The 23,450-nt window shown below is 50.2% G+C and carries 19 protein-coding genes; 5 read left to right on the plus strand and 14 right to left on the minus strand.

Annotated features, from left to right (window positions below; translation table 11 throughout):
• The first annotated feature begins 132 nt into the window (after positions 1–132).
• On the plus strand, positions 133–2,793 hold the full coding sequence (locus tag SPIRS_RS22750) for a LuxR C-terminal-related transcriptional regulator (RefSeq protein WP_013253835.1): 2,661 nt from the start codon (positions 133–135) through the stop codon (positions 2,791–2,793).
• 94 nt (positions 2,794–2,887) lie between these two features.
• Positions 2,888–4,408, plus strand: a complete 1,521-nt coding sequence (locus SPIRS_RS06265) for a radical SAM protein (RefSeq protein WP_013253836.1) — start codon at positions 2,888–2,890, stop codon at positions 4,406–4,408.
• Here the strand turns inward: SPIRS_RS06265 and SPIRS_RS06270 are convergent.
• From SPIRS_RS06270 to SPIRS_RS06285, 4 genes are all read right to left on the minus strand, one after another.
• Entirely contained in the window at positions 4,392–6,083 is a 1,692-nt protein-coding gene (locus SPIRS_RS06270) for a sensor histidine kinase (RefSeq protein WP_245537713.1), read from the minus strand. The two genes, SPIRS_RS06265 and SPIRS_RS06270, sit on opposite strands and share 17 nt — an antisense overlap.
• Positions 6,084–6,167: 84 nt before the next feature.
• Positions 6,168–7,457, minus strand: a complete 1,290-nt coding sequence (locus tag SPIRS_RS06275; protein WP_013253838.1) for an ABC transporter permease — start codon at positions 7,455–7,457, stop codon at positions 6,168–6,170.
• A 9-nt stretch (positions 7,458–7,466) separates the two neighbouring features.
• On the minus strand, positions 7,467–8,747 hold the full coding sequence (locus tag SPIRS_RS06280) for an ABC transporter permease (RefSeq protein ID WP_013253839.1): 1,281 nt from the start codon (positions 8,745–8,747) through the stop codon (positions 7,467–7,469).
• A complete protein-coding gene (locus SPIRS_RS06285) occupies positions 8,747–9,439 on the minus strand; it encodes an ABC transporter ATP-binding protein (RefSeq protein ID WP_456113447.1) in 693 nt (230 codons plus the stop codon). Before SPIRS_RS06285 ends, SPIRS_RS06280 begins: the two co-directional genes overlap by 1 nt.
• A 176-nt stretch (positions 9,440–9,615) precedes the next feature.
• Here SPIRS_RS06285 and SPIRS_RS06290 point away from each other — a divergent pair, with 176 nt between their 5' ends.
• Entirely contained in the window at positions 9,616–11,307 is a 1,692-nt protein-coding gene (locus SPIRS_RS06290; RefSeq protein ID WP_013253841.1) for a sensor histidine kinase, read from the plus strand.
• Entirely contained in the window at positions 11,285–11,980 is a 696-nt protein-coding gene (locus tag SPIRS_RS06295) for a response regulator transcription factor (protein ID WP_013253842.1), read from the plus strand. Before SPIRS_RS06290 ends, SPIRS_RS06295 begins: the two co-directional genes overlap by 23 nt.
• Before the next feature lie 9 nt (positions 11,981–11,989).
• On the opposite strand, the gene SPIRS_RS06300 is transcribed toward SPIRS_RS06295, so the two are convergent.
• From SPIRS_RS06300 to SPIRS_RS06335, 8 genes are all read right to left on the minus strand, one after another.
• Positions 11,990–12,586: a class I SAM-dependent methyltransferase gene (locus tag SPIRS_RS06300; RefSeq protein WP_013253843.1), complete on the minus strand. Its 597-nt coding sequence runs from the start codon at positions 12,584–12,586 to the stop codon at positions 11,990–11,992.
• A gap of 11 nt (positions 12,587–12,597) precedes the next feature.
• Positions 12,598–13,053 (minus strand): YehS family protein, encoded by a 456-nt coding sequence (locus SPIRS_RS06305; RefSeq protein WP_013253844.1) that lies wholly within the window; start codon positions 13,051–13,053, stop codon positions 12,598–12,600.
• 62 nt (positions 13,054–13,115) lie between these two features.
• Positions 13,116–13,745: a 3-oxo-tetronate 4-phosphate decarboxylase gene (gene otnC / locus SPIRS_RS06310; protein ID WP_013253845.1), complete on the minus strand. Its 630-nt coding sequence runs from the start codon at positions 13,743–13,745 to the stop codon at positions 13,116–13,118.
• Positions 13,742–14,989 (minus strand): 3-oxo-tetronate kinase, encoded by a 1,248-nt coding sequence (gene otnK, locus SPIRS_RS06315; protein ID WP_013253846.1) that lies wholly within the window; start codon positions 14,987–14,989, stop codon positions 13,742–13,744. The genes otnC and otnK overlap by 4 nt, the downstream gene beginning before the upstream one ends.
• Positions 14,986–16,485 (minus strand): tripartite tricarboxylate transporter permease, encoded by a 1,500-nt coding sequence (locus SPIRS_RS06320; protein ID WP_013253847.1) that lies wholly within the window; start codon positions 16,483–16,485, stop codon positions 14,986–14,988. Before SPIRS_RS06320 ends, otnK begins: the two co-directional genes overlap by 4 nt.
• A gap of 11 nt (positions 16,486–16,496) precedes the next feature.
• Positions 16,497–16,928: a tripartite tricarboxylate transporter TctB family protein gene (locus tag SPIRS_RS06325; protein WP_013253848.1), complete on the minus strand. Its 432-nt coding sequence runs from the start codon at positions 16,926–16,928 to the stop codon at positions 16,497–16,499.
• 105 nt (positions 16,929–17,033) lie between these two features.
• Positions 17,034–18,017 carry a Bug family tripartite tricarboxylate transporter substrate binding protein gene (locus SPIRS_RS06330; protein ID WP_013253849.1) on the minus strand — a complete coding sequence of 328 codons (984 nt, stop codon included), beginning with the start codon at positions 18,015–18,017 and terminating at the stop codon, positions 17,034–17,036.
• A gap of 268 nt (positions 18,018–18,285) precedes the next feature.
• Positions 18,286–19,674 (minus strand): NAD(P)H-dependent oxidoreductase, encoded by a 1,389-nt coding sequence (locus SPIRS_RS06335; RefSeq protein WP_013253850.1) that lies wholly within the window; start codon positions 19,672–19,674, stop codon positions 18,286–18,288.
• 239 nt (positions 19,675–19,913) lie between these two features.
• Between SPIRS_RS06335 and SPIRS_RS06340 the strand changes: the two genes are divergently transcribed.
• On the plus strand, positions 19,914–21,785 hold the full coding sequence (locus SPIRS_RS06340; RefSeq protein ID WP_245537714.1) for a sigma 54-interacting transcriptional regulator: 1,872 nt from the start codon (positions 19,914–19,916) through the stop codon (positions 21,783–21,785).
• Here the strand turns inward: SPIRS_RS06340 and SPIRS_RS06345 are convergent.
• Complete coding sequence (locus SPIRS_RS06345; RefSeq protein WP_013253852.1) at positions 21,776–22,225, minus strand: NUDIX domain-containing protein; 450 nt, start codon at positions 22,223–22,225, stop codon at positions 21,776–21,778. The two genes, SPIRS_RS06340 and SPIRS_RS06345, sit on opposite strands and share 10 nt — an antisense overlap.
• Positions 22,222–23,433 carry a hypothetical protein gene (locus tag SPIRS_RS06350; protein WP_013253853.1) on the minus strand — a complete coding sequence of 404 codons (1,212 nt, stop codon included), beginning with the start codon at positions 23,431–23,433 and terminating at the stop codon, positions 22,222–22,224. Before SPIRS_RS06350 ends, SPIRS_RS06345 begins: the two co-directional genes overlap by 4 nt.
• Positions 23,434–23,450 lie beyond the last annotated feature (17 nt).

The following is a 23,450-nucleotide window of genomic DNA, read 5'->3' on the forward strand; positions in this document are numbered from 1 at the left end:
ATGAAAGCCGCTCTTCTAGTAAAGGATTTCCATCACCAATATTCCTAACAGTAGTGAAAGCTTGCAAGGAGACGGCTTTCAGGGTAGGCTATCAGGAGTATCGGTATATGACACGCATCGGGGCCAGGTGATATGGGTGAGCCGTACCTTCGGACGAAGGTTACCGTTCCGTCTTCCGGAGAACTTATCGATAGAGAAAGACTCTTTTCAAGGCTGGATCGCTATCCCCATGTCGCTCTGATCCTTGTTTCCGCCCCAGCTGGTTTCGGGAAGTCCTCTCTACTTGCTTCATGGATCCGAAAACGAAAGCATCACTGCTGCTGGCTGACCCTTGAGGAGCGTGATAATGATCCCTCCCGCTTCCTTTTTTATCTCCTAAAGGGGGTATCTGAGATTGATGCTCAGATTGGTCCTGCTGTTCGGCAGCGGCTTGATCATTTTCCCTTTCCTGTCCCGGATGAAATCAGCGTTTCTCTTTTACAGGAGATTGAAAGCTACGGAGAAGAGTTTATCCTCATTTTTGATGACTTTCATTGCATCAGCAATCCTATACTGGTTGATTTTGTCAAAGAGCTTATCGACTATGCTCCGGATAATCTGCATATTATTATCTCGTCCCGAAGCGATCCCTCACTCCCTCTTGCCTTGCTGCGCTCACGAAGAAAACTGCTTGAGTTGCGAATGGAGGAGCTTCGCTTCCGCCCGGAGGAGACTACGCTTTTCCTCAGCCGTATCATGGACCTTAAGCTGCAGGAACACTTTGTTGATCTCCTTTCCCGGCGAACGGAGGGGTGGATCACGGGAATTCAGATGGCGGCAATAAGCTTACGGGACAACAGTGATATCGACGGATTTTTCCGTCGTTTTTGTGGAACCCACCGTTATATCTTCGATTATCTGATGGAAGAGGTCTTTTCTCTTCAGTCTGCGGAGATTCAGGCCTTTCTTTTAAAGAGCTCCATCCTTGAGTCCTTCTGTTCCGAGGTGTGTGATGCCGTTACCAGCCGTAGCGATAGCGTGAAAATCCTTTCAGAATTGGAACACTGCAATCTTTTTATTGTCCCACTTGATCAAGATCGCCGGTGGTTTCGATACCATCAATTGTTTGCCGAATTCTTACGTTCGACTCTGACCCAAACGCATGGGGATAAAAACGTACGGCACCTGCACAAGATTGCCGGAACATGGTTTTTAGGGGATGGAAAGTGGGAAGCAGCCTTAAAGCATTTTCTTGAGGCGGGAGATGGGGATATGGCCGCCTCTATTCTCGAAAATCACGCATCATGTTTTTTTCAAAAAAGTGAGCTTTCTTCGTTTGTCGGCTGGTTTAATCAGGTTCCCGCAGAATACCGGAACAATCATCCGAAACTGTGTCTCTTCGCCGCTATCGTCAAACTTTTTATCGGCGAATCGCTTGACGCCATTGTTCCGCTCTATAAAATCGGAGTCACATCAATCGATCGTCCGGAAACCTCCGGGGAAGTTTTGACCTTCCGAAGTCTCATGTGCGTTATGAAAGGGAGACCGGAGAAGGCCATGGAACAGGCGGAAAAAGCCTTAACACTTCTTCCTTCCGATGCCTTCTTTTTTCGAAGCATGCTTATCCACGAAATGTATACGACACAGTTTCTTTATAAGGGAGATGTTTGCTCATCCCTCGAGATGATGCTTTCCGCTATTCCTTATTTTGCAACCGATCGGGGTGATTCTTCTCATTTTACCGGTTACTTTCAACTCCTTTGCGAAATTGCCTATCTCTACACGATGAAAGGCTCTCTCCATGCCGCAATCGATCATTACGAGAGGGCAATCGCCCTTGCCGATCGTTCCTGTGAACGCCGTCTTCCTATTGTAGGGGTTGCCTTGGTTGAGTTGGCGGATCTCTACCGCGAGATGGGCTTTCTGGAGCGGGCGTTGGAGATGGTGCAGGAGGGGGTTCTTCTTACACGAAAATGGTCGGCGTTTCGGACGATTGAGGCCTACGCTGTAGAGGCCCACATCTTTTATTCCCTGGATCGTGCCCGGGAGGCCGAGACCGCTTTACAGCGGGCTGCCAGGCTGACCAAGGAATTTGATGTCAGTACCATCGACGACCTCATGGTAGAGTTGGTTAGGGTACGGCTGCTCCTTTTGAGAGGGGATAGCAGGCGTTTGTCCCCTTTGCCTTCCTTACACGGTATATTGGGAGATAGATCGGTCGATCGGTATTATCATTTTGTAGAGTCACGAAAAATTCTTATGGCACGGCTTGAGCTTCATCGCGGAGGTTTTGATGATCTGCTTTCCGTTAGCGACGAGCTGATCAATGCCGGCCGAAAACTAGGTAGAAACAAAAGTGTAATCGAACTTTCCATTCTGAGGAGCCTTGCCCTGGAGGGAATGGGCAAACCTGAAGATGCTGAGAACGTTTTGCTTTTCATTCTTCCCGAAGCCTATGAGGCCGGATTCCTTCGACTCTTTGTCGATGAGGGGCCTCCTCTCGCATTCATTCTCTGCCGTCTGGAAAAGAAAGTCACAAATTCTTTCTTGCGTGAGTATATCGGTAAAATACTTACGCTCATCGAAAAAAAGGCTTCGGACGCAGGTTCCTGCAAGCCTGTGACATTGAGCAACCGGGAGCTTATGGTCTTGCGCCTTTTGGCAAGGGGATATACGAATAAAGAAATTGCCGAGGAGCTGTTTATCTCGGTTCGAACGGTTAAATGGCATACGGTCAATATCTACAAAAAACTTGGTGTCAAAAATAGAACGGAGGCGGTCGTTAAGGCAAACATCTCCGGAATTATCATATAAAACCAACCCAGGCCCATACTTTTGTACAGTACTCTGCAACGATTCTGCTCCCTATTTTGAAAGTAGAAAATAGATGTAAGCGGAGGTAAGAGGTGTGAAGTACAAAAAGAGTGATGTACCCGATTTCAGGAAGGCGGAAGGTTCTGCCTTTTCCCTGAAAGGCCGGATGCTCAGACAGGCGGTTGTGAGAAAATCGGTGAAAAGCCTTACGGGCGATATTGAAGATCTTCGATCGCTTTCCTGCTTAGCCGATAGTGATATTCAGTCATCACAGCTACGCCTATTTTTATCGGGCCTGATGCAGGATGTTGATAGGAAGGAGGGTATGGCGACTCTTTTTGCCCGTCTTGGTTCTTCCATCAATAGGCAGGCAAAGAAAAAACTCATCGGAAACCTCATCTACAATTGGGGGTATGTGGGTGAGAAAATCCGGTATCGTTTTGCCAGCTACGAGCAGTGGCTCCCCGGCACCCTGGTGATCAGTCCTACCATGCGTTGTAACCTCCATTGTACAGGGTGCTATTCCGGCCTTTACGAAAAAGCTGGAGACTTAAACGAAGAAGAGATCGATTCAATTCTGGATCAGGCCCGGAAACTCGGCATCTACTTCGTTGTTGTTTCCGGCGGTGAACCCTATGTTCTGAAAGATATGTGGCTTCGGCTTTTCCGAAAGTACAGCGACATGTACTTTCTCACCTTTACAAACGGTACCTTCATTGACCGGGAAACCGCCCGGGCCCTCGGGAAGCTTGGTAATGTTGCTCCTGCCATCAGCGTGGAAGGATATGCGGCCGAAACCGATGAGCGCCGAGGAAAGGGCGTCCATGCAAAGGTGCTCAATGCCATGCATAACCTGAGGGAAGAGGGGGTCCTGTTCGGCACCAGTGTTACCTATACCAGCAAGAACATCGATACCATTACGAGTGACGAGTTTGTTAAATATTATATTGATCAGGGAGCGATCTTTAGCTGGTTCTTCATGTTCATGCCGGTCGGCAAAGATCCCATTCTGGATTTGGTTCCCAGTCCCGAGCAGCGGCTTATGACAGGGCGAAGGATAGCGGATTTGCGCAAACGACTTCCTATTTTCCTTGCGGATTTTTGGAACGACGGTCCTGCTGTAGGCGGTTGCCTTGCCGGAGGGCGATCCTATCTCCACATAGTAAGCAACGGTCAGGTTGAGCCATGTGTTTTCGCCCATTTCGGTATCGACAATATCAGGGAAAAACCCCTCATCGAAGTAGTGAATTCTCCTTTTTTTAAGGCGATCCGAAATCGCTATCCCTACAGCGACAATGCGAATCTCATGCGTCCGTGCATGATCATCGATAATCCCGAGGTCCTTCGTTCCGTCGTAGCCGAGTATCTGGTTCCGGAAGGTCATCCGCATTCCGAGGATCTTATCCATGATCCCGACGTTATTTCATGGATTGATACCTATGCACAGGAGTTTAAAGAGCTTACAGATCCCATATGGAACGAAAGAATAGCCGACGAGAAGTATCGCTGGTATAAGGAGGGAAAAGAATACCCCCGCCTCTTCTGGTTCAGGCGACAAGCTGCAAACATAAAACCTGCCGATCCTGTTGAAGAAATGGTCATGCAGGAAAAATGACGATGAATTGGACCCCTTCTTCCTGATTGCTGGTCATGGTTCCCCTGAGTTGGGAAGCGAGACTTTTGATCAAATCCCGGCTTAGGGTGCCGCTTTTGCTAAGGGTCGAATGGGGAGCGGTTTTATCCCAAACCGAAAGGATATACGTATCGCTATTGCGCGTAAACGAAACTTTGATCTTTGCCTTTTCTCTGTGATTTTCATAACGGCCGATCATGAGGCTGATAAGTTCATTAACGATAAGGCCGCACGGAATTGCCTTATCGAGGGGAAGTCTCTGTCCCTCCGGTTCTGCCGAGAGCGTAATATGGTGAGCTCCGGCGCTGCCGCAAATCATCCGGAGGTAGTCGCCTATCTCGATCTCGGTGTAGGTTCTTGTCGCATAGGCCGCTTCATGAACATATGCCATGGTCTGGATCCTCCGCTGGCACTGGATGATGGTATAACGATCTGCGAGGTCGTTGACTTCATCAGCCTGAAGGCAGAGTAGACTTGAGATGATCTGCAAATTGTTTTTTACGCGGTGATGGACCTCCTGCAGAAGCAACTCCTTCTCCCGCAGGTTTTGTTGCAATTCGCCGTAATTCTTCTTGATTCTGATTGCCATATTGAAGAAACTTTCCGCAAGAGAGGCTATCTCTCCCTTTTGACGGGCAATCTTAAAGATCTCTCTGGACACCTGAGGGTTTGCGGGATCGATATGTCTCACAATCTGTTCCAGCTCTCGTATAGGTTTTGTGACAGCCGATATGATGATCCCGCTTACAAAGGTAAAGAGTAAAAGCAGGAATATGAGCACAATCACTGTTTTCTGGTCGGCTTTTTTCAACGGGGTGGTGAAGGCCGATTCGTTTAGGAAAACCCGGACCCTCCATTCGGGAAAACCGCTCATGCTAAGTGTTTGCTGTATTATGATGGTCTTCTTTTCGGTGTGTGTCCCCCCTTCTTCCTTTGGAGCCGAAGATGCTATCGTCTTGCCTGTATCGTCTATAACCTCGATGTATCCCTTTTTCTCATCCAATGCCGATGATAAAAAGGTGGATAAACCATCGAAGGTTACGGCCGTGGCAACCACACCTTTCCTGCCGTCTTTTCCCTGGAACGGTATTGCGGATGAGATCGCCGGTACCTCACTGGAATAGAGTGAATAGGGCCGGGACCACACCTGATGACCGGCCGATTGGGCATTCTTGTACCACGGACGCTGTCGGGGATCATAATCGGAAATCATATTGGTGAATTCCATCTTTCCCTCTTCGTCTATTCTGTAAAACTCTAACGAACCGTTTGTTTGTTTCCCTGCTCTTCCGATCCGCAGGTTGTTGGGGCCCAAACGCTGCGCTTCCATATATTCTCCGTCGGAAAATGCTAGTGCGATGATTGCGAGTGAGTCGGCGGAAAGCAGCTGATGGTAAAACGTGTTTTGAAACGAAAAGCTGTCTATCTCCGCGCTGTTTTCTAAAAACGAGAAATTTGAAGCATTGACTATGGTAATGGTCCGGGCATATTCAAAGAGATCTTGCAACTCCCGTATGGTGGTTTGTGCGGTATCCCGTGCGACTTGGTCGATTAATTCTGCTACGACCCGATGTGCACTTGAAAGGTAGAGGGCCCATGAGCTCATTAATCCAAGAAAAAGGAGGAGGAAAAAGGGAAGAAACATAATTTTTCCCAAGCCTCCAAAACGTGTGCCTTGCTTTAAGCGTCTCATCAGTTGATTATAACATATTTTCTTTTTTTATCGCTCCCTTGCAACGTCTCAGGTTGGCTCCTTTAGTGCATCGGAAATGTTGCCCCGCACAGCCCCGATGGCGGGAAGAAAGCCCAGCACCCCTCCGCATAGGATTGCGCACAGGGGAACAATAACCATGGCCTTAAAAGGAATGTACAGAGGAGGAAGCGGGCCTTCCTCCATGAGTTCCACAAGAAAAGGTGAAAGAGCATCGAGGAAGGGTTTTTTGAGGAGAAATGCCATCGAAGTTCCTGCTGCCGCACCGATAAGGCTTAATGTTGTCGACAAGGCCCAAAACTCTTTCATGATCGTGGTTTTTACCGCACCGAAGGTTCTCTCCAGGGCAATTTCACGACGTCGGTCTACCGACTCGACAACCATGATGCTGAAGATGCCGAAGGCGCTGATGATGAGAAGCACAAAACCGAGGATATTGACTTGGATCGTAAACATATTTGCGGTCTGTTTTAGCTGCTCCATATATGCAGATAGGCCCCGGGGCGAGCCCTCCCAAATGCTGAGACTGCTTGCGTCGTCGCCATACTCTCTAATAAGAAAGGAACGGATGCGTGCCTCGGAGCCTTTGGCATCTTGTTTGTCGATTTTTAATACCACTTGCCCTGCAGCAATGTTCCTAATCGTCTCCCGACCGTGGCCCGTCTTTAGAAAAGCCGTATAGGGAACCACCATATCTCCAATTCCCCATGCCTTTCGTTGAGGCTCCCGGGGGGAGGCATAGACCCCTGCAACTACGAATTGTGCATCAGGACCAATGGCTGGTCCTGCACACTCTATTACTTCCCCGATTGCACCGTCGACCGAAGCAAATATGTCGCCTGCCATCTCTTCACTGATCCAAATTCTATGTGTTCTCTTGTCGATATCGGCATCGTCCATTGGGCCCCCGGCTATCATATGTAGTGAAAAAACATCGAAATATGCGGGATCGCTTCCGATTGCCGAACGTATATTCCATCTATCCCCATTGCTGATGATGTCGTGAAATGGGGGCAGGGTAATAAACGCCGCGTTCTCTATTGATGGAATATTGGAAAGAAGTTTTTCCTGTATCGATGGGTCCCATTTCGGCGGCCATTCCTTTATGAACTCGCCATCCATGTCCATGGTGCCGTTTGCCGCATAAAGAATGGTACCGTCAAGTATCGACTCGATACCAATCTGGTCGGTTATGATGGCTGAGGCACTTACCGAAAGTATAAGAATGGCTGTTCCCAGGGAGAGTGCGATGAGGGTCATGATCACCTTTCCCGGAGTCTGTCTCAATTGCCCGGTAAGCATTACCACGATTTTTCTCACATGGCCCTCCTATCTTACTCTCATGGCATCAGTCGGGCGGACCATAGCATTCTGATAGGCTGGTATGAAAGAGAAGGCCAGAATAAAGAGCCAGGAGACGAGGGTTCCATAGGCCGGAAACACCGATGATGCTCCTTCGATCCCTATCGCTTGCAGCATCGATCGCGAAAGAGGGGCGGAAAAGGTGAGACTAAGGAGGGCTCCCGATAGTGTGATGACAAGGGTTTCGACGCTCAACAGGCGCAGAACCTCCTTCTGAGATGCTCCCAGGGCCATGAGAATACCAAACTTTTCTCTCATCCTCATTCCCCTGCCCATGAAAATATTACCGACATTGACCGCCGACATAAAAAGCCCCGAAAACGAAAGAAATAATATAAGCAGGCTGATGCCCCTGTTGCGCTTGACAAGATGCTCTACTGCATGCCTTGGATTAAAACAGACGATACCTTCTGTCGCCGATCGTGAAAACCAAGCGGAAAGCTGTGCGCAAGCCTCCTCGATCTGATGTGGTGAAGCCACGGCAAATCGTAGTTGAGGGGGAGGAAGTACCTTTTTATCCTGCCAAGGGAGAAAGAAAATTTCGTCATATCGGTTTCCCGCCTCTTTCAGAATACCTATGACCGTCAGGTAGCCTTCGTATGTTAATAGTTTCTTACCAATGAGAAGGGAGGGTGGGGCCCCGTTTCTGGATTGCCGGGTGAGCTCTTCGGCTAAGTTTTTTCCCAAAACGATTACCTGTGCCCCCTCTTCACACGCTTTATCGGAAAAAAGAGAGCCCAACATAGCTTCCAATGTTCTCGCGGCAAAGAACTGCGGGGTTACTTCATAGCCCTTCGCCTCTTCCTGTTCCGCAATAATGATGGAGCTATCATTTCTTGCATTAGCCAAATCACTTTTCCCGCACCTTGGTGTTGATGCCTCCCGCCTTACCGAAGCATCATTGATAAAATGTATCATCGACCGATGTTCCACATACGCATGCGTGATCGCCGGGATAGATTTTGCGATCGAGAGATCCGCCGTTGTAAGAGGGGAGCCTACTGCAGATACAGAACGAATTGCTGCCCTCTGCATCGCATCGGCCTCGTCTCTCATGCCGACGACGATTTCTCGATATTCGGGAACATCTAAAATCTGCCTGGACCATTGCCAGGTCCTGGAAGCAAGAGCAATAGCCGAAGAGGCAACCCCTACGCCCAAAGCAACCAGAATGATCAGCAGAATCGATTCCGTGAAACGTTCTGAAAAATGTCGGACCATCAAAAGGGTCGCCTCTGCTCTTTTCATCAGCGGCTTCCGCCTTGCCGTGTGTCACTATGGAGCCTGCCGTCTTTGATCTGGATTATCCTTTCCGTTCGTGCAGCCTGGGAAGGGTTGTGTGTCACCATTACGATGGTGACTCCCCGCCGGTGAAAGGTTTCAAGAAGCTGAATAATCTCTTCACCAGCATCGGTAGACAGGTTTCCGGTGGGTTCGTCGGCGAGGATCACGTCGGGACCGTTCGATAGTGCCCGGGCAATGGCGACCCTCTGTTGCTCTCCTCCGCTGAGCATGGTCGGTCTATGATTCATTCTGTTCTCGAGACCTACCTCAACCAGTAATTCGCCGGCCCTCTCCTTGCGCTGTGGCTTTGAAAGGCCTGCATATCCCATGGGAAGCATCACATTTTCCATGGCGCTTAGTTCGGAAAAAAGATTGAACCGTTGGAAGATGAATCCGAAATGGCGGTTCCGTATCCTTGCCTGCTCTCGGTCGGAGAGTGTCGTTATATCATATTTTTCAAATAGATACGTGCCGGAGGTGGCGGTATCGAGGATTCCGAGGATATGGAGGATCGTCGACTTCCCCGATCCCGAGGGACCCATAATGGCAACATACTCTCCACGACCGATAGAAAAGGAGATATCCCTGAGCGCTTCGATGTTCGTATCTCCGACTTTGTAAGCCTTTCCTATGTGTCTTAAATCGACCAACAACATGCTCCTTGCATCAGGAATGATAGAGAAGTTTCCAACTATAGAGCCTATCGTCGGGGTCCATTCCAATGGTGAAAAGTTGGTAAAAAAGTTGTAAAGTTTGTAAAAATGAATGGTCAATCCTTCCTTCCCTCTTTTTTCCACTGGATGTGTCGTACATCAATGCGTATGATACGTTCATGAGAAATAAGCGCATCGGACGAATTCGGAGCGGCTTGCTGATAGCCGCTATCGTCGTCATGCTTTCCATTATCGGAACTCTTCAGCATCGGTGGTTTAAACGTGCTGCCGTTGGTGAGTTGGCCCGAAGTTACCGTTCGATTTCCACCCTCGTCATACGAACAGCCGCCAGAGAGTTTCAGCGTTTCAATCCGCTCTTTGATGCACTTCAATCCGAGCATGGCGCGATAGAGGCGATAGTGGAAAAGCAGTGGTTGCTATACGGTCCGAAAGGCGCCGTCGTCGAGCTCTTTGATTCCATTTCATGGCTTGATACCGCCGCTCCACAAGAGCTTCATTCATATCAGGGGCCTGAAGCGGGATGGTCGCTTATCCACGATCCCCTCTTTTTTGCTTCGCTTCCTTTTTCTGTTTCTGGTAACATCCGGAAAGAGGGAATGGCTTTCGACTATCAGGGAAACAGCTGGTTCGTTATGCCGGGAAACAAAAAAGGCAGGCTGGTCATGATTCGATTCAATGCCGATGCCTTTTTTTCGAAGCATGTGGAACCTGCAATAGCTCTTGCTTTGCCCGAGTTCAGAATTTCCTGGATGGATTTTGAAGAGATGCGGGAGAGAAATCTTTCTTTTAAATTCAACTGGGGCTGGGATGATCGGATTTCCTTTCGGCCTTTGGAAAGTTTGCTCGGCTTTTCGAAAGCGCCACGTGAGATAGCCATTTTTGTTCCGCTGGTCTATGACCGGGAAGATCGGCGTCCGGAGCCGGGGCCTGGACGATTTGCCGTTATCGAGTCCCTCAACGGTCCCGTTACCGGGGATCTCGAACACACCCTTGCGATGAATTGGTTCCTCGGGATGCTTCTGCTCGCCGGTGTGGGAGGCGGTTTTATTGTTCTGGTCCTTCAGATGAAGCGGCTGAGTCTCTTGCGTTCCCAGGAGCGGGAATTTGTCGCATCGATAAGTCATGAACTCCGTACTCCTCTCTCCGTGATCCGCTCTGCCGCCGATAATCTCTCCAGCGGTATCGTTCCACCCGAGAGATTCGATACCTACTGCTCGCTTATTTCCGGCCAGGTCGATCGGCTCGGTGGCATGATCGAGGAGGTGCTGCTCTATTCCGGTATGGAAAGCAGATTAGCTGCCGGACGCCGGCAAAACAGTGAGAGGCCCCTTCTTTTTGCCCCTTTTTTTCAGAATCTGGAACATGAACTTTCCCAGCTTGCCTCCGAGTACGGGAAAAGCCTGGAACTGAGAAGCAGCGGACTGCCACAAGGAGCCGTTACCGATTCCGAAGCCCTTGCCATGATTATCAGGAACCTGGTCATCAATGCGGTGTATCATGCCTGGAAGCGAGAGGAGGAGGGAACCGTGATTGTCACTGCTCGCTTACAGGTGCCTCGAAGTCTTGTCTTTACCGTTGAGGATGACGGCAGAGGAATAGAACCCAAGGAGCAAAGGCGTATTTTTGATCCCTTTTATCGTGATAAAATAAGCAGAGAGGCGCAGGAACAGGGATCTGGGCTTGGCCTGTTCTTAGCGTCTAAAAGGGCCCATTTATTGGGAGGAACGCTTCGTGTCGAAAGCCCTAGAATATTAATCGACGGACGCAAAGCATCCGGGACCAAATTTGTTCTTGTTATTCCCTGGGTCCCGTATGAAGAGGAAGAAGATGAGCAACATTTTGATCATTGAAGATGAGCCGGGTCTGCAGATGACCCTTGAAGACCGCCTGCGCGTCGAAGGATACGAGGTTACCCTTGCCGGTGATGGTCTGCGGGGAGAGGCCGCGGCTCTTACGGGACAGCACGATCTGATTATCCTGGATATTATGCTTCCGGGAAGAGACGGTTTTAGTGTTTGTTCAAGGCTCCGAAAGGCGGGCATTAACACTCCCGTGTTGATGCTTACGGCCAGAGGCAGCGATATCGACATTGTTGCCGGCCTCAGACAGGGAGCCGACGACTATATGGCGAAACCCTTTGACATGAATGTCCTCCTTGCCAGGGTTGAGGCGCTTTTGCGGCGTGCGACCATGGCCTCTTCAGCCTTGGCCGAAGAGGGTGAGCAGCCAAGATACCAGTTTGGCACCTTTCTGCTCGATCTCGATAAAAGAGAGCTCTATCTTGATGATGATCCTGTTCTATTGAGTGCCCAGGAGTATCGACTCTTGGAGTATCTGGTACGGCGGCCGAATAAGGTGCTTTCAAGGGACCAAATCATGGATGAGGTCTGGAGTTATTCTTCCGAGGCCACCAGCCGGACCGTTGATGTTCATGTTGCTAAGCTGCGGCAGAAGCTTGGTGAAACCGCCATCCCCCGTCATATTCTGACCATACGCGGGAGAGGATATAAATTCATTCCCTAAAACGTCGATCTATCGCTTTTTTGCCGTAACGACGCAATCCACCTGCACAGGCGCCCCATCGGTATCATACCCTGATGGATGCCGTTGGCTTTCGGCCTTCATGATCTCCATCCCCGCGAGAAGCGTCGTGAGCTTTTGAGGCGTATAGAGGAGTTCCGGATCTTGCGGCCCACCCAGCGTGTTTGTCGCATCATGGCCGATCACAAGTAAGGTACCCTCATGCTTGAGGGCCTTCTGCGCCTTCTGTAAAACAAGGGCAAGCAGCTCCGTGCCGGGGTGGAAATAGCATATGGTGACCAGATCGAAGCTCTGGGGCGCGGGATCGTAGCTCCTCACATCCGCTATCACCCCATGGATGGAAAGACCGGCTTCCTCCGCCATTGCTTTTCCCGCTTCAATTGCAACATCGGAGAAATCGACAGCGGTAACTTCCCATCCCCGGGATGCCAGAGCCATTGCATTGTGCCCTGTTCCTGCTGCCAGATCCAGCGCTTTGCCCGGCTGTAACGGTGCCGTCTCTTTCAAGAAAATGGGACTTGCCTCTTTGTGATGGTTATTGCCGTTGCGGTATCGGCTGTTCCAGCGTTCTCTCCTGTCATCTTCCACAATTGCTGCTCCTAATCCTTTATAGAAAGGCCCTTTAAAAACCGTCGTAAGGCCTGGTCCCCGCAGGCGCGGTACTGCCGGCTGCCTCTTTTGCGAAAAAAGGCGGACAACTCTGATTTCGTGATGTCGAATCCGGCCTTGTGAAAGGTATCCAGCATTGCTTCTTCCTGCAAATTAAAGGCTATGCGCAACTTTTTGAGGACAAGATTGTTGTCGGGAATAATAGAAAGGTTCCGGGGGGCCGGTTTATCGGAGGGGCCCCTTCTTTTCAGGATAAGCCCGTCCAGAAAGCGTACAAGTACCTCATCCCTGCACGGCAGAAAGCCTGGCTCATCGTCTCTTGCCAGAAGGTTCGCCATATCTTCGGTGGACATTGTATATCCGCCCAGCGCCAGCACTTCCGTCATCTCTTTATCGTCGCCATTGATGATATATCGAACCCTTCGTAAAATATCGTTATTATCCACGACTGCTCCTTCCTCTTTCCCACAAGATAGCACGAAGGAGCATGGGGTGTATATTCCTATCCCTATCTTCCTTTCTTCAGGGCTGCGATTTCTCCGGAGCTGAGGTAACGGACCTTGCTTCCCTCCAGCAGGTAGGAAAGCTTTGCCGTTTCTTCGAGTTCTTCCATGGTGTCGCCTGCCTCGGACAGGCTCTTTCCCGTCACCACCGGACCGTGGTTTTGAAGAAGAAAGGCTGTATGCCTTCCTGCATATGCCGCCAGTTCTCTGGCAATTCCGATATCCCCGGGAGGATAATAGGGGATCAGCGGCAATGTGCCGATTTTCATGACGTAGTATGGGGTGAAGGGGTGTATGACCTCGTCAGGATTAATGTCATTTCTACAGGCAAGCAAGGTACTCCAGGTAGAATGGAGGTGAAGCACGGCACCGCACTCCTGATCTCCCCGATAGAGGGACAGGTGAAATTGTATCTCTTTGGAGGGACGCGGGCCGGAAAGAAGCTTACCGGTCATGTCGACAACGGAAAGCTCCCCGGCGGATAGGCGCCCGAAGCTGGAGCCGGAAGGGGTTGCAATGATGCTTTCCCCGTCGATACGAGCCGAGATATTCCCGGCTCCTCCGACGGCATACCCTCTATCAAAAAGAGATTTCCCGATACGTACCATCTCCATCCTCAGCTGTTCTTCGTTCATACAAAAAACTCCTGGGCTTTTACAAAGAAATCATCACTGCCGAAATTGCCCGACTTCAGTGCAAGGTAGAGCTCCTGACCGACGGCCCTGACCCAGGGAACCCCGGGATCGATCTGAGGGCCGATGAAAAAGGCCGAAAGACCAAGGCTTTGTACCACCTTACCAGCCGTTTCTCCTCCAGCAACAATAAAATTCTTTACCCCGGCTCCGAGAAGCCTGCTTGCAAGTTTTCCGAAAAGCTCTTCGATGGCCCTTCCCACATCCTGGGAGGCATATGCCGGCTTTTCAAGTTCGCTTGCCTGCTTCGTGGCGTATAGCAGGGGTGTTGCACCATCCTCGATGGCTGCTGTCGTCCAGGCGTAAAGTTCGTCGAGGTAGCCTGCGTCTGTTCTGCAGCGAAGTGCATCGATAAACTGCGAAGGGGCCTTTTCCCGATACCGGGCAACCTGCCGGTTCGTCGCCTTGGAACAGGATCCTGCGATAATCACCGTCGCCCCTTTTTTCGGACGCCCCGCTTCTCCTGCCGAACGCTTTTCTCCTTCTTTATGTAGGTTGCGGGCTATCCCTGCGGCAAGCCCCGATCCACCGGTAACCAGGGGAAGGTCGGCGACGGCCGCTCCTATGGTGTCGAGGTGCCCCTGATTGAGCGTGTCCATGACCGCATAGCGGATTCCCTTTTCTTTTAGCGATAGAAGCTCCCGTTTCAAGGCGCTGGGCCCCTTGTCGAGAACCTCAACATATACATTCCCCGCCTTTCCTCTTGATTGCTGTTCCATGAGACGGGCAATATTCGAATCCCTCATGGGAGTGACGGGGTGATGCTGCATTCCCGATTCGCTGAGCAGCTGGTTTCCGACAAAGAGGTAACCGCGATAGAGGGTACGTCCGTTGACGGGAAGGGCAGGACAGAGAATGGTGAACTCCTCTCCCATCTCATCAAGGAGGGCGTCGGTTACCGGCCCGATATTTCCCTTTGTAGTGCTGTCGAAGGTTGAGCAGTATTTGAAGAAAATTTGTTCGCATCCCTTGTCACGAAGCCAGTGAAGGGCTTCGAGGGAAAGGTGTACAGCCTCTTCGGCGGGACATGATCTCGATTTGAGGCTGATGACATAGGCTTCGGCCTCAGCCTCGAACCTTTCGTCTGGAATACCCGTCGTCTGAATCGTTCTGATCCCGTTCGTTACCAAAAATCCCGCTATGTCGGTTGCGCCGGTAAAATCGTCGGCAATAACACCTATGTTCATCGTTTGCTTCCTTTATGGACCAGTTTCAGCAGCAGAGGGGAACAGAGGAAAAGGAGGGTCAGGGCAAGGAGCACCGCCGATATCGGTTTCTGAATAAAAATGAGCGCACTTCCATGTGATATTGAAAAAGCCTGCCGTATGGAACGCTCAAACCGTGTTGCCAGAACAAAGGAGAGAAGGGCGGGCGCTATTGGATAATTGTTCTTCTTTAAAATATAGGCAACCGCTCCCGCTCCTATCATGAACCACACATCGAACATGCTGTTATTCACCGAATAGGATCCGACGATACAAATAACGACAATCATCGGGGCGATGATTCCCCTCGGTATACGGAGAATCGACATGAGAAAGGGAATGATGGCAAGGCCAGCAATCACACAGATCAGGTTTCCGATATACATGGAGCCGATAAGGCCCCAGACGAAGTCAGGCTGTTCGGAAAAGAGGAGCGGACCGGGTTGAAGCCCCCACATCATCAGCCCTCCGAGCAGAACGGCCGAGGTCGCCGATCCCGGAATTCCCAGGGAAAGCAGGGGAGCAAAGGCCCCGACAGCCGAGGCGTTGTTGGCCGATTCCGAAGCCGCAACCCCCTCGATGGCGCCCTGGTCCATATTCTTATTTTTGCCGGTCTTCTTTTCCAGGATATACGCCAGAAAGGAACCGGTCGTTCCTCCTGCGCCGGGAAGAAAGCCGACAAAATTGCCGAGGATCGAACTTTTGAGTATGGGCAGTGAGATCCGTTTGAGTTCTTTCTTATTAAGAATGCTTTCCCTGATGGTCAATCTTCGTCCGTCGGTAAGACTGTCGTCGTTTTTCCCCGACATTAAATCCATCACCTGGGTAATGCCGAACATGCCGATGACAAGGGGAATGAAGGATATCCCGCTTAAAAGATTAATGCTGCCGAAGGTAAAGCGGGGGGACCCGTCGGACAAAAGGTCCATGCCGATGGTTGAAAGGAGAATGCCGAGGCTCGTGGCTATGATTCCTTTGAGAAAGTCTTCTCCCAAAAGCCACCCGATGGATGTGAGTGCCAGAAAAATAAGGGAGGCAATCTCCGCAGGGCCGAATTTGAGACCAAAGTTGGCAATGACCGGACCGAAGACCGTAAGGGCGATGATTCCGATGGTCCCTCCGAAAAAGGAGGCGATGTTTGCGGTGAAAAGGGCTTTCCCTCCCTTGCCCTGGCGGCTGAGGGGGTAGCCCGCCATTGCGGTCATGACCGCCGGGGAATCTCCCGGGATGTTCAAAAGTATTGCACTGTATGAGCCACCGTACATGTTGCCGTAGTAGATACCTGCGAGCATGATAATTGCCGTGGTTGGGTTCATCTTAAAGGTCATGGGAAGAAGAAGTGAGACACCCGTTACCGCACCGATGCCGGGCATTGCACCGACGATGATACCGAGAAAGGCCCCGATTCCGGCAACCAGCAGATTATTAAGAGACAGGGCCGTGTTGAGGCCGTGCAAAAGCAGATCGAAGTTATTCATAATGCATCACCTCACATCAGATGAAAGAGGCCTGAGGGGAATGGAACCCTGAGCCATACACGAAAGACACCGAAGATAAAGAGCGTAAAAGCTAAGCTGACCCCAATGGATTTAAGAAACGAATATTTGCTGAGAAACTTCATCCAGAGGAACATCAAAAAAAATACCGCAAGGGAAATTCCAAGGGTCTGAATGAACACAATACCGACCACGCCTGCACCGATGGGAATAAATGCCGTGTAGTCGACGGGGGCTGGCTGTTCATGTTTTCTTTTGCGAAGCGCTATCACCGCAACGGAAGCGATAAGAGCGACGATACCGAAGAGAACAGGGATAAAACCTCCGCCTGGAATGCCGTCGGGCCAAAATCCGTATCGGGTTATCCCTTGATCTATCCAAAAGGCCGAGATAGCTATTATGATTACCGAAATTACGAGATCCATTGGTTAACACTCCTCGAAGAAATCGAAATGGGAAAAGAGCGGGAGAATCCTTGAAGCATCTCGGATTCTCCCGCTATTCGTGTTTAGAATGTGAAGTCGGCCAAACTACTTGAACAAACCGATGATATTGCCCATTTGATACAGCCGCTCCGCCATTCTTTCATGGTATTCGGCATATTCGTCAGCAGGCATAAATTTTGCTTCCAGACCGTTTTTCCTGATGTAGTTGTTCTTCCAGGTCTCGGTTTCGGTTACTTTCTGCATAACATCACTCCAGTACTGCTGTACCTCGGGACTCATTCCAGGCCCACCCATAATCGATCTGAACATCTGAAACTCGATATTCGGATATCCCAGTTCTGCAAAGGTAGGCACAGTGTCGAGGGGGGCTTCAAGCCGATCGGTGGAGAAGGCGGCAAGGGCAACCATGGTACCCGCCTGGATCTGACCAAGGCATTCATTCGGATTGAAGATGCCAAGCTGGATATGATCGCCGAGAAGGGCCGTTGCGATTTCGCCCGCCCCGTCGAAATATACCGTTGAAAATTCGGTTTCTGTTTCCATGTTGATTTGTGCGACGCAGAGTTTATCGAGATTGTCGGCAATTCCAACCAGAATACTTTCCGGATGTTCCTTGATAGCCTTCAAGGCGCCTTGGAAATCCTTGTACGGGCCGTCGGCCTTTGCAACAAGAAGGACATTATCCATTGCAAGGTTCGCGATTGGTGTAAACTCCCTGTCCTGAATGGATTTGTTTGCCCGTGCCGCCAGGGCATGCGCCGCATTCATGGTGAAAATCGTATAGTTGCCGTCTTTCTTCCCCATGATATAGGCATGGCCTGCCGCACTTGCCCCACCAGGCTTATTGACGATGACCATGGTTCCATCCACCAGATTGTTTTCATGAATGATTTCAAGAATCAAACGGGCCAGCGTGTCGCTACCGCCGCCGGCACTTGCCGGTACCACGAATTCCACGACATTGTCCGGATAGATCGCCGCTCCTCCATCGCCTTCCGGTGTTCCGTTTGCAAATAGACTTGCCGTCAGCAAAACTGTTACTGTCAGCATAAACATAGCTTTTTTCATTTCCTTCTCCTTGTGGTGTACTAGTAAAAATTCAAAGCCTCTCGATTACCCGGGATTCGGTCGACTTTTTTTCTACCTTGTTCTTTAGCGTTATAAAGCAAACAACATGCCAATGTTTGCGCTGTTGGTGTTTATAAAACCAACTTACGATATATTAACAAATTAGCACGCTACTGCTTCGAATCGGATTCATATCCCAATTCCTCCTTGATTGCATTCGTGCAATGAATTCGGTCATTTTCTTGTGAATTTGCAATATTTATACAGTTCATAGTGCGAAAATGGTATCCTGCTCCTCTCTAAGCTTCCAGAGAATCGCATCATCCGGTCGTTCAAGCATATCGGCATTCAACAGGGTTCCTGCCGGTATATCCTCTTTGAGCCGTGCACCGTCGGCAAGATAGTAGGGAAGTTGCGTATGAGCCGATATGCCCTGGGCCGGAAGCAAAATCCCTTCAAAACCCTCTATGATGTGATGGTGTCCCTTTGCCTGTAGCTCCGTACCCTTGGTCATCGGTTTTACCGATCGGGCCACGAGGTCATAGCGAGGTCTTGGATCCGGACTGCTGGTCGGCAATCCTAATAATCCGACGGAAAGAACACTGAAGAGCGCCTCGAATCCGAGGTAGTGGGCAGGATAGTATAGCAAAGCCGTCTTTTTGTTTCGGCTTACCGGAACCCCCTTATCCTGAAGTACCTGCCACGTCTCTTCGTCGTCACAGGCTACCACGACATAGACGCCCCCCTCCAGGCTCTGCTCATCGGGACGCCGCAAGCAGTTGATGACATCGATTCTCGCCTCACCGGAGAAGAGCCCTCCCATTGTTTCCGGGCACATAAGATCGGGAATCTCAACGGCACGGGCGATGGGGCAGTGGAAGCTGGAGATATCGGGAGTGAATTCCGGAAGATGGTTGCAGACAATAGACATTTCGGCAAGGTCCGGTATGGCCCGCTGACCAAAATCGGATAAAAGCGCGCTCCTCTGCTCTACGGTCTGCCGGCTATTTTCTCCTAAACTCCAAACCTTCTCGAATCCCGACACCTCCTCCGTTCTGTCCAGCACCTGCATGGTTGAGCGTTCCGGATCAAAGATGAAATCATATTCACTCGATTTTCCTATGCTCACGATGGAGAGTCCTGCCTTTCGTGCCCATGTGACCAGGCCGATGAGAAGAGCCGGCTGATCTCCTTCGGCCAGAGAGTAGATTACTCCCTGTTCCCTTGCCTTTTTTGCAAGAAGTGATCCGACGACGGAATCCGATTCCTTTGTCACCATCACAATATGCTTATGGTGCTCGATAGCAGAAAGGGCATATCGTGCCGATGCCTCGGGATTGCCGGTCCCTTCCACAACAAGATCGCAGGGCATGCTCATTGCCGTATCAATGTCGGTAAAAACAAGATACATGCCTTTTCCGAAGGCCGACAGCCCTTCTGCTGTGGAACTGCAGAGGGCAATGTTCTCCCGCTTGATACCTACCGACAGATACGCATCAATACACTTCTGTGCAGTTCTCCCGCAAAGAATACGGATCGATATTGCATCGTTCCGTGAGCCGTAAATAAAAAGGGAATGGTTGAATCCCCGAACACCGATAACGGCAACTTCCAGTTTCTTTTCCCCTTTTGTGGAAAAAAGTAGATCGTAGTTCATTGCATCTTCTCCAGGTAGAAAGTCTTACACATCTAAAGCAAATAGAATGCCAAGAACGGCCTTTATGAATGAAAAAAGAGGTAAAAACTATTATGGAGAATCTATTTCTATACGTTATAATAACAAACTTGCTGCTGCCTTTTTTATTCTACGGGCGGGATGAAATTGTTTGACTATACGGTATTGCAATAATGCAACTATAGATGCATACCTGCAAACTGCTTCAAGGGGGAAAAGATTTGATCCGCATTACGTTTATTGTTCCTTACGCATCGATGAAGGGAACCGTTGAAGAGATTTTCTCCCAGCACCCGGAACGGTCGGTCATCTCGCAGTCCGTCATCATGAGGACTTTTGATGAGATCGATACCCTAAACCTTGATACCGATATTGTTATTGCCAGGGGCTATTCCGCCAACCGAATAAAAAAGCTCGGTATTCCATTGATCGACATGACTGTTACCGGTTTCGATATTACCACCGCTTTGAACAGCTGTATCAATCGTTACAGGCCGGAGAAGATTGCAATCATCGGTCCCCTCAACACGGTTTACGGCATCGACGAGATAAAGAATGTGTTTCCCTGCTGTATCGAAGGATATCAGGTCGATGATCCTGCCTATCTTCCGGAAACGATCGACAGGGTGATGCAAGAAGGGGCGGAAGCGGTTATTGCGGGACGGACAGGCTATTACCTCTGCCGGGATCGGGGAATCAACAGTATCATGATAGAATCGGGGCGTAAAACCATCCTCCAGGCCATTGATGAGGCGGTCCGATCTATTCGATTAATGAGAAGGGAACGGGAGCGAAGCGACAGGTTCAAGAGCATTATGGATTACTCCTTTGAAGGAATCCTCTCCATTGATCGGGAAGGGGCCGTTGCCGTTGCCAACAACCATGCGCTGAAAGTGTTTCCAGCCTTGGAAAAGGCGAAAAATCCTCTGGCGGTAGAGAAACTACTTCCGCAAGTGGATTTGAGTGAGGTCCTCCGTTCCGGAAAGAAGATCCTCGGTGAGTTGGTGCTTATCGGAAAACGGATGTATACCCTCAACTGTGCTCCTGCCGGGGATGCCGGAGCGGTGATCACCTTTTCCAATGTTACCGAGATTCAGGAGATGGAGGGAAAGATTCGCACGAAGCTGCATAAGAAGGGTCTGGTGGCAAAGTACAGCTTTGCAGATATCATCGGAAACGGGACGGCCATCGGTGAGGCTGTAAGGGTCGCACGAAAGTTTAGTCAGGTGGAATCGAACATCTTTATCTTTGGAGAGACGGGAACAGGGAAAGAGCTTTTTGCCCAGAGCATTCACAACGACAGCAGAAGGCGCAATCAGCCCTTTGTTGCTATCAACTGTGCAGCCCTTGCCGAGGATCTTTTAGAGAGCGAGTTGTTCGGCTATGTGGACGGCGCCTTCACCGGTGCATCCAAGGGAGGGAAGGTCGGCCTTTTCGAGCTGGCCCACAGAGGGACCGTGTTCCTCGATGAGATTGGCGACATTTCTCCCAAGCTGCAGAGTCGTCTCCTCCGGGTCCTGCAGGAACGGGAAATCATGCGTATCGGCCATGACCAGGTGATTCCCATCGACATTCGCATTATTTCGGCATCGAATAAGGACCTTAAGGCCCTTGTCGCCGAAGGAAAATTCCGGGAGGATCTTCTCTACCGACTCAATGTTTTGAAGCTGACGCTTCCTCCCCTTTGTGCCAGGGGTCGGGATATCATTGACCTCTGTTACCATTTTATAGAGCAGAATCGCTCGCGACTCCATTCAGTCCTTCGTCGCCTGACCCCGTCGGCCGAACAGGTGATTCTGGAAAGCGGCTGGCCCGGAAATGTACGGGAACTCTATAATTTTTGTGAACGGCTTTGTGTCCTGTCCGAAGGAGATACCGCAGACCTCAAAGAGGTCGTTTCCTGTATGGAACAACCCGCCCCCTCCCTGCGGCTGCAGCCGCAGGGAATTTCACTCGCGCAGGTATACGAAACGCGTGAGAAAGAGACCATTGAAAAGGCCCTTGAGCTATCTTCGAGCAAAAAAGATGCGGCCCGACTGCTTGGTATCGACGCAAGCACCCTGTGGCGAAAGATGAAAAAGCATCATTTGTAGTTGTAAAAGATGCTTACCTGATGCATATCTTCACCGGAGTTCAAACCGAAAACCCGCTCGAGAAGCGATGCAGTAAAGCCTCCCAGATCAAGATCCTTACACTCCTGCGGATCGATCCAGAGATATGATTCCGCTTCATCGTTCAGTCTCACCTCGGATGAGTCGCTTCTGCAAAGGTAATCGATGAAGATGAAATGCTTTCGACTGTGATACTTTTCACTGAAGATGGACTCCTGCAAACCGATAAGCCTGATATCGTGGATCTGCAGGCCCGTCTCCTCAAGAATTTCTCTTTTCAGCGCCTCTTCCATCTTCTCTCCCCACTCGATATGGCCGCCGGGAATGACATATTTGTCTTCCCACTTGTGCGACCTGCAGAGAAGAAGCTTCCTCTCCGGATTAAGAATGACCGCGCTGACGGTCGGCTCCGGATAGCTCATTGAACCTCCTTTCGAAAGGTAATAATATCGCTGATAAGCTTTTGGCAGGCTTCCTCTTCGCTTTCGTCTGCCATGGCGGAAAAATAGACCGTACCATCCTTCCAGCTCCATGAGGTCATGCGCACTACTGTCGGCTTCTCACCTTCAAAGCTGGTCATTCTCATCCCCCACCATCTCGTCCTTTCTACCCTCAGGCCTATATCAAGTTCTGCTTTATCGATGACATATTCCGGGCTCTCTTCTGCATCCGAATTAGGATCCCCGGTTGAGAGTACTATCTCCAGGCCGTATCCTTCGTGATTTTCGCTGGCAAGATCATAACGTACGCAAAGCGTTCTGACCAGCTTTCCGTTCTTCGCATACTCCTCGATACATTTTGTTGCTGAATACCGGTCCGGGAGCGAGGCATCGAAACCCAGCTCCTTACTCAACTCTTTATTTGAACTATCGGGGCGAAACTTTATGACAGGCATCGGCCAGGCCTTAAAGGCTTCCAGTTCCTGCTTTGTCGCCGCTCTTCGGATGATCGTGGGCGGCTCTTCAGGCCAATCCCCTGCCTCAAAGAACCAAAACTCGTCTTGAGAATCATACCATGCGTCCAATACCCGGCGGCTGTGCTCCGCCTCAATATAGGCAAGTCGGTCGCGATCGTCAGGTTTCCATTCTCCCATACTTGCCGCCCCCGTTTGCGTTGCATATCTGATGAACCAGTCGTGCTTTCTAAGATCGATATCATCCCGGAACACTACTCTGTCTCCGGATTCGCTTATACGATAATCGTAGTCTTCAATGGCAAGCCGTCCGTCGAGAATCACCAAAAGGTCGTCCATTGTCGTCGCAATGCCGTGAAGCACACACTGCTGGGGGTGTAATGGCTCGCCTTCCATATGCACGATATAGTCATCAAAGGGGATGCTTAGATGAAGCTCGAGCTCGCTTGTCGATTGATTGTAACGCCACTGTTCGGATGAAAGCTCGATCTTTCGAGATCGATCGGAATCGTCGATCAGCATAACGGAGCTGATATGCTGGTAGACCCAGCCGCTAAAAATTTTTCCCTCATCATCTTTTCCTGTATTGACCACTGCGATCGCATCGCTTGTTCTCCGTTTTTCGGGTGCTGCCGTCACACACGAGAGGAACACGCTTCCCGTTGAAAGGAGCAACATACAGATAAAAGCAACTGTTTTCAGTATATGATTTTTCATTCTCTATCCTCCTGGAG

This window comes from Sediminispirochaeta smaragdinae DSM 11293 (genome assembly GCF_000143985.1).
In the GTDB taxonomy this organism is placed as follows: Bacteria; Spirochaetota; Spirochaetia; order DSM-16054; family Sediminispirochaetaceae; genus Sediminispirochaeta; species Sediminispirochaeta smaragdinae.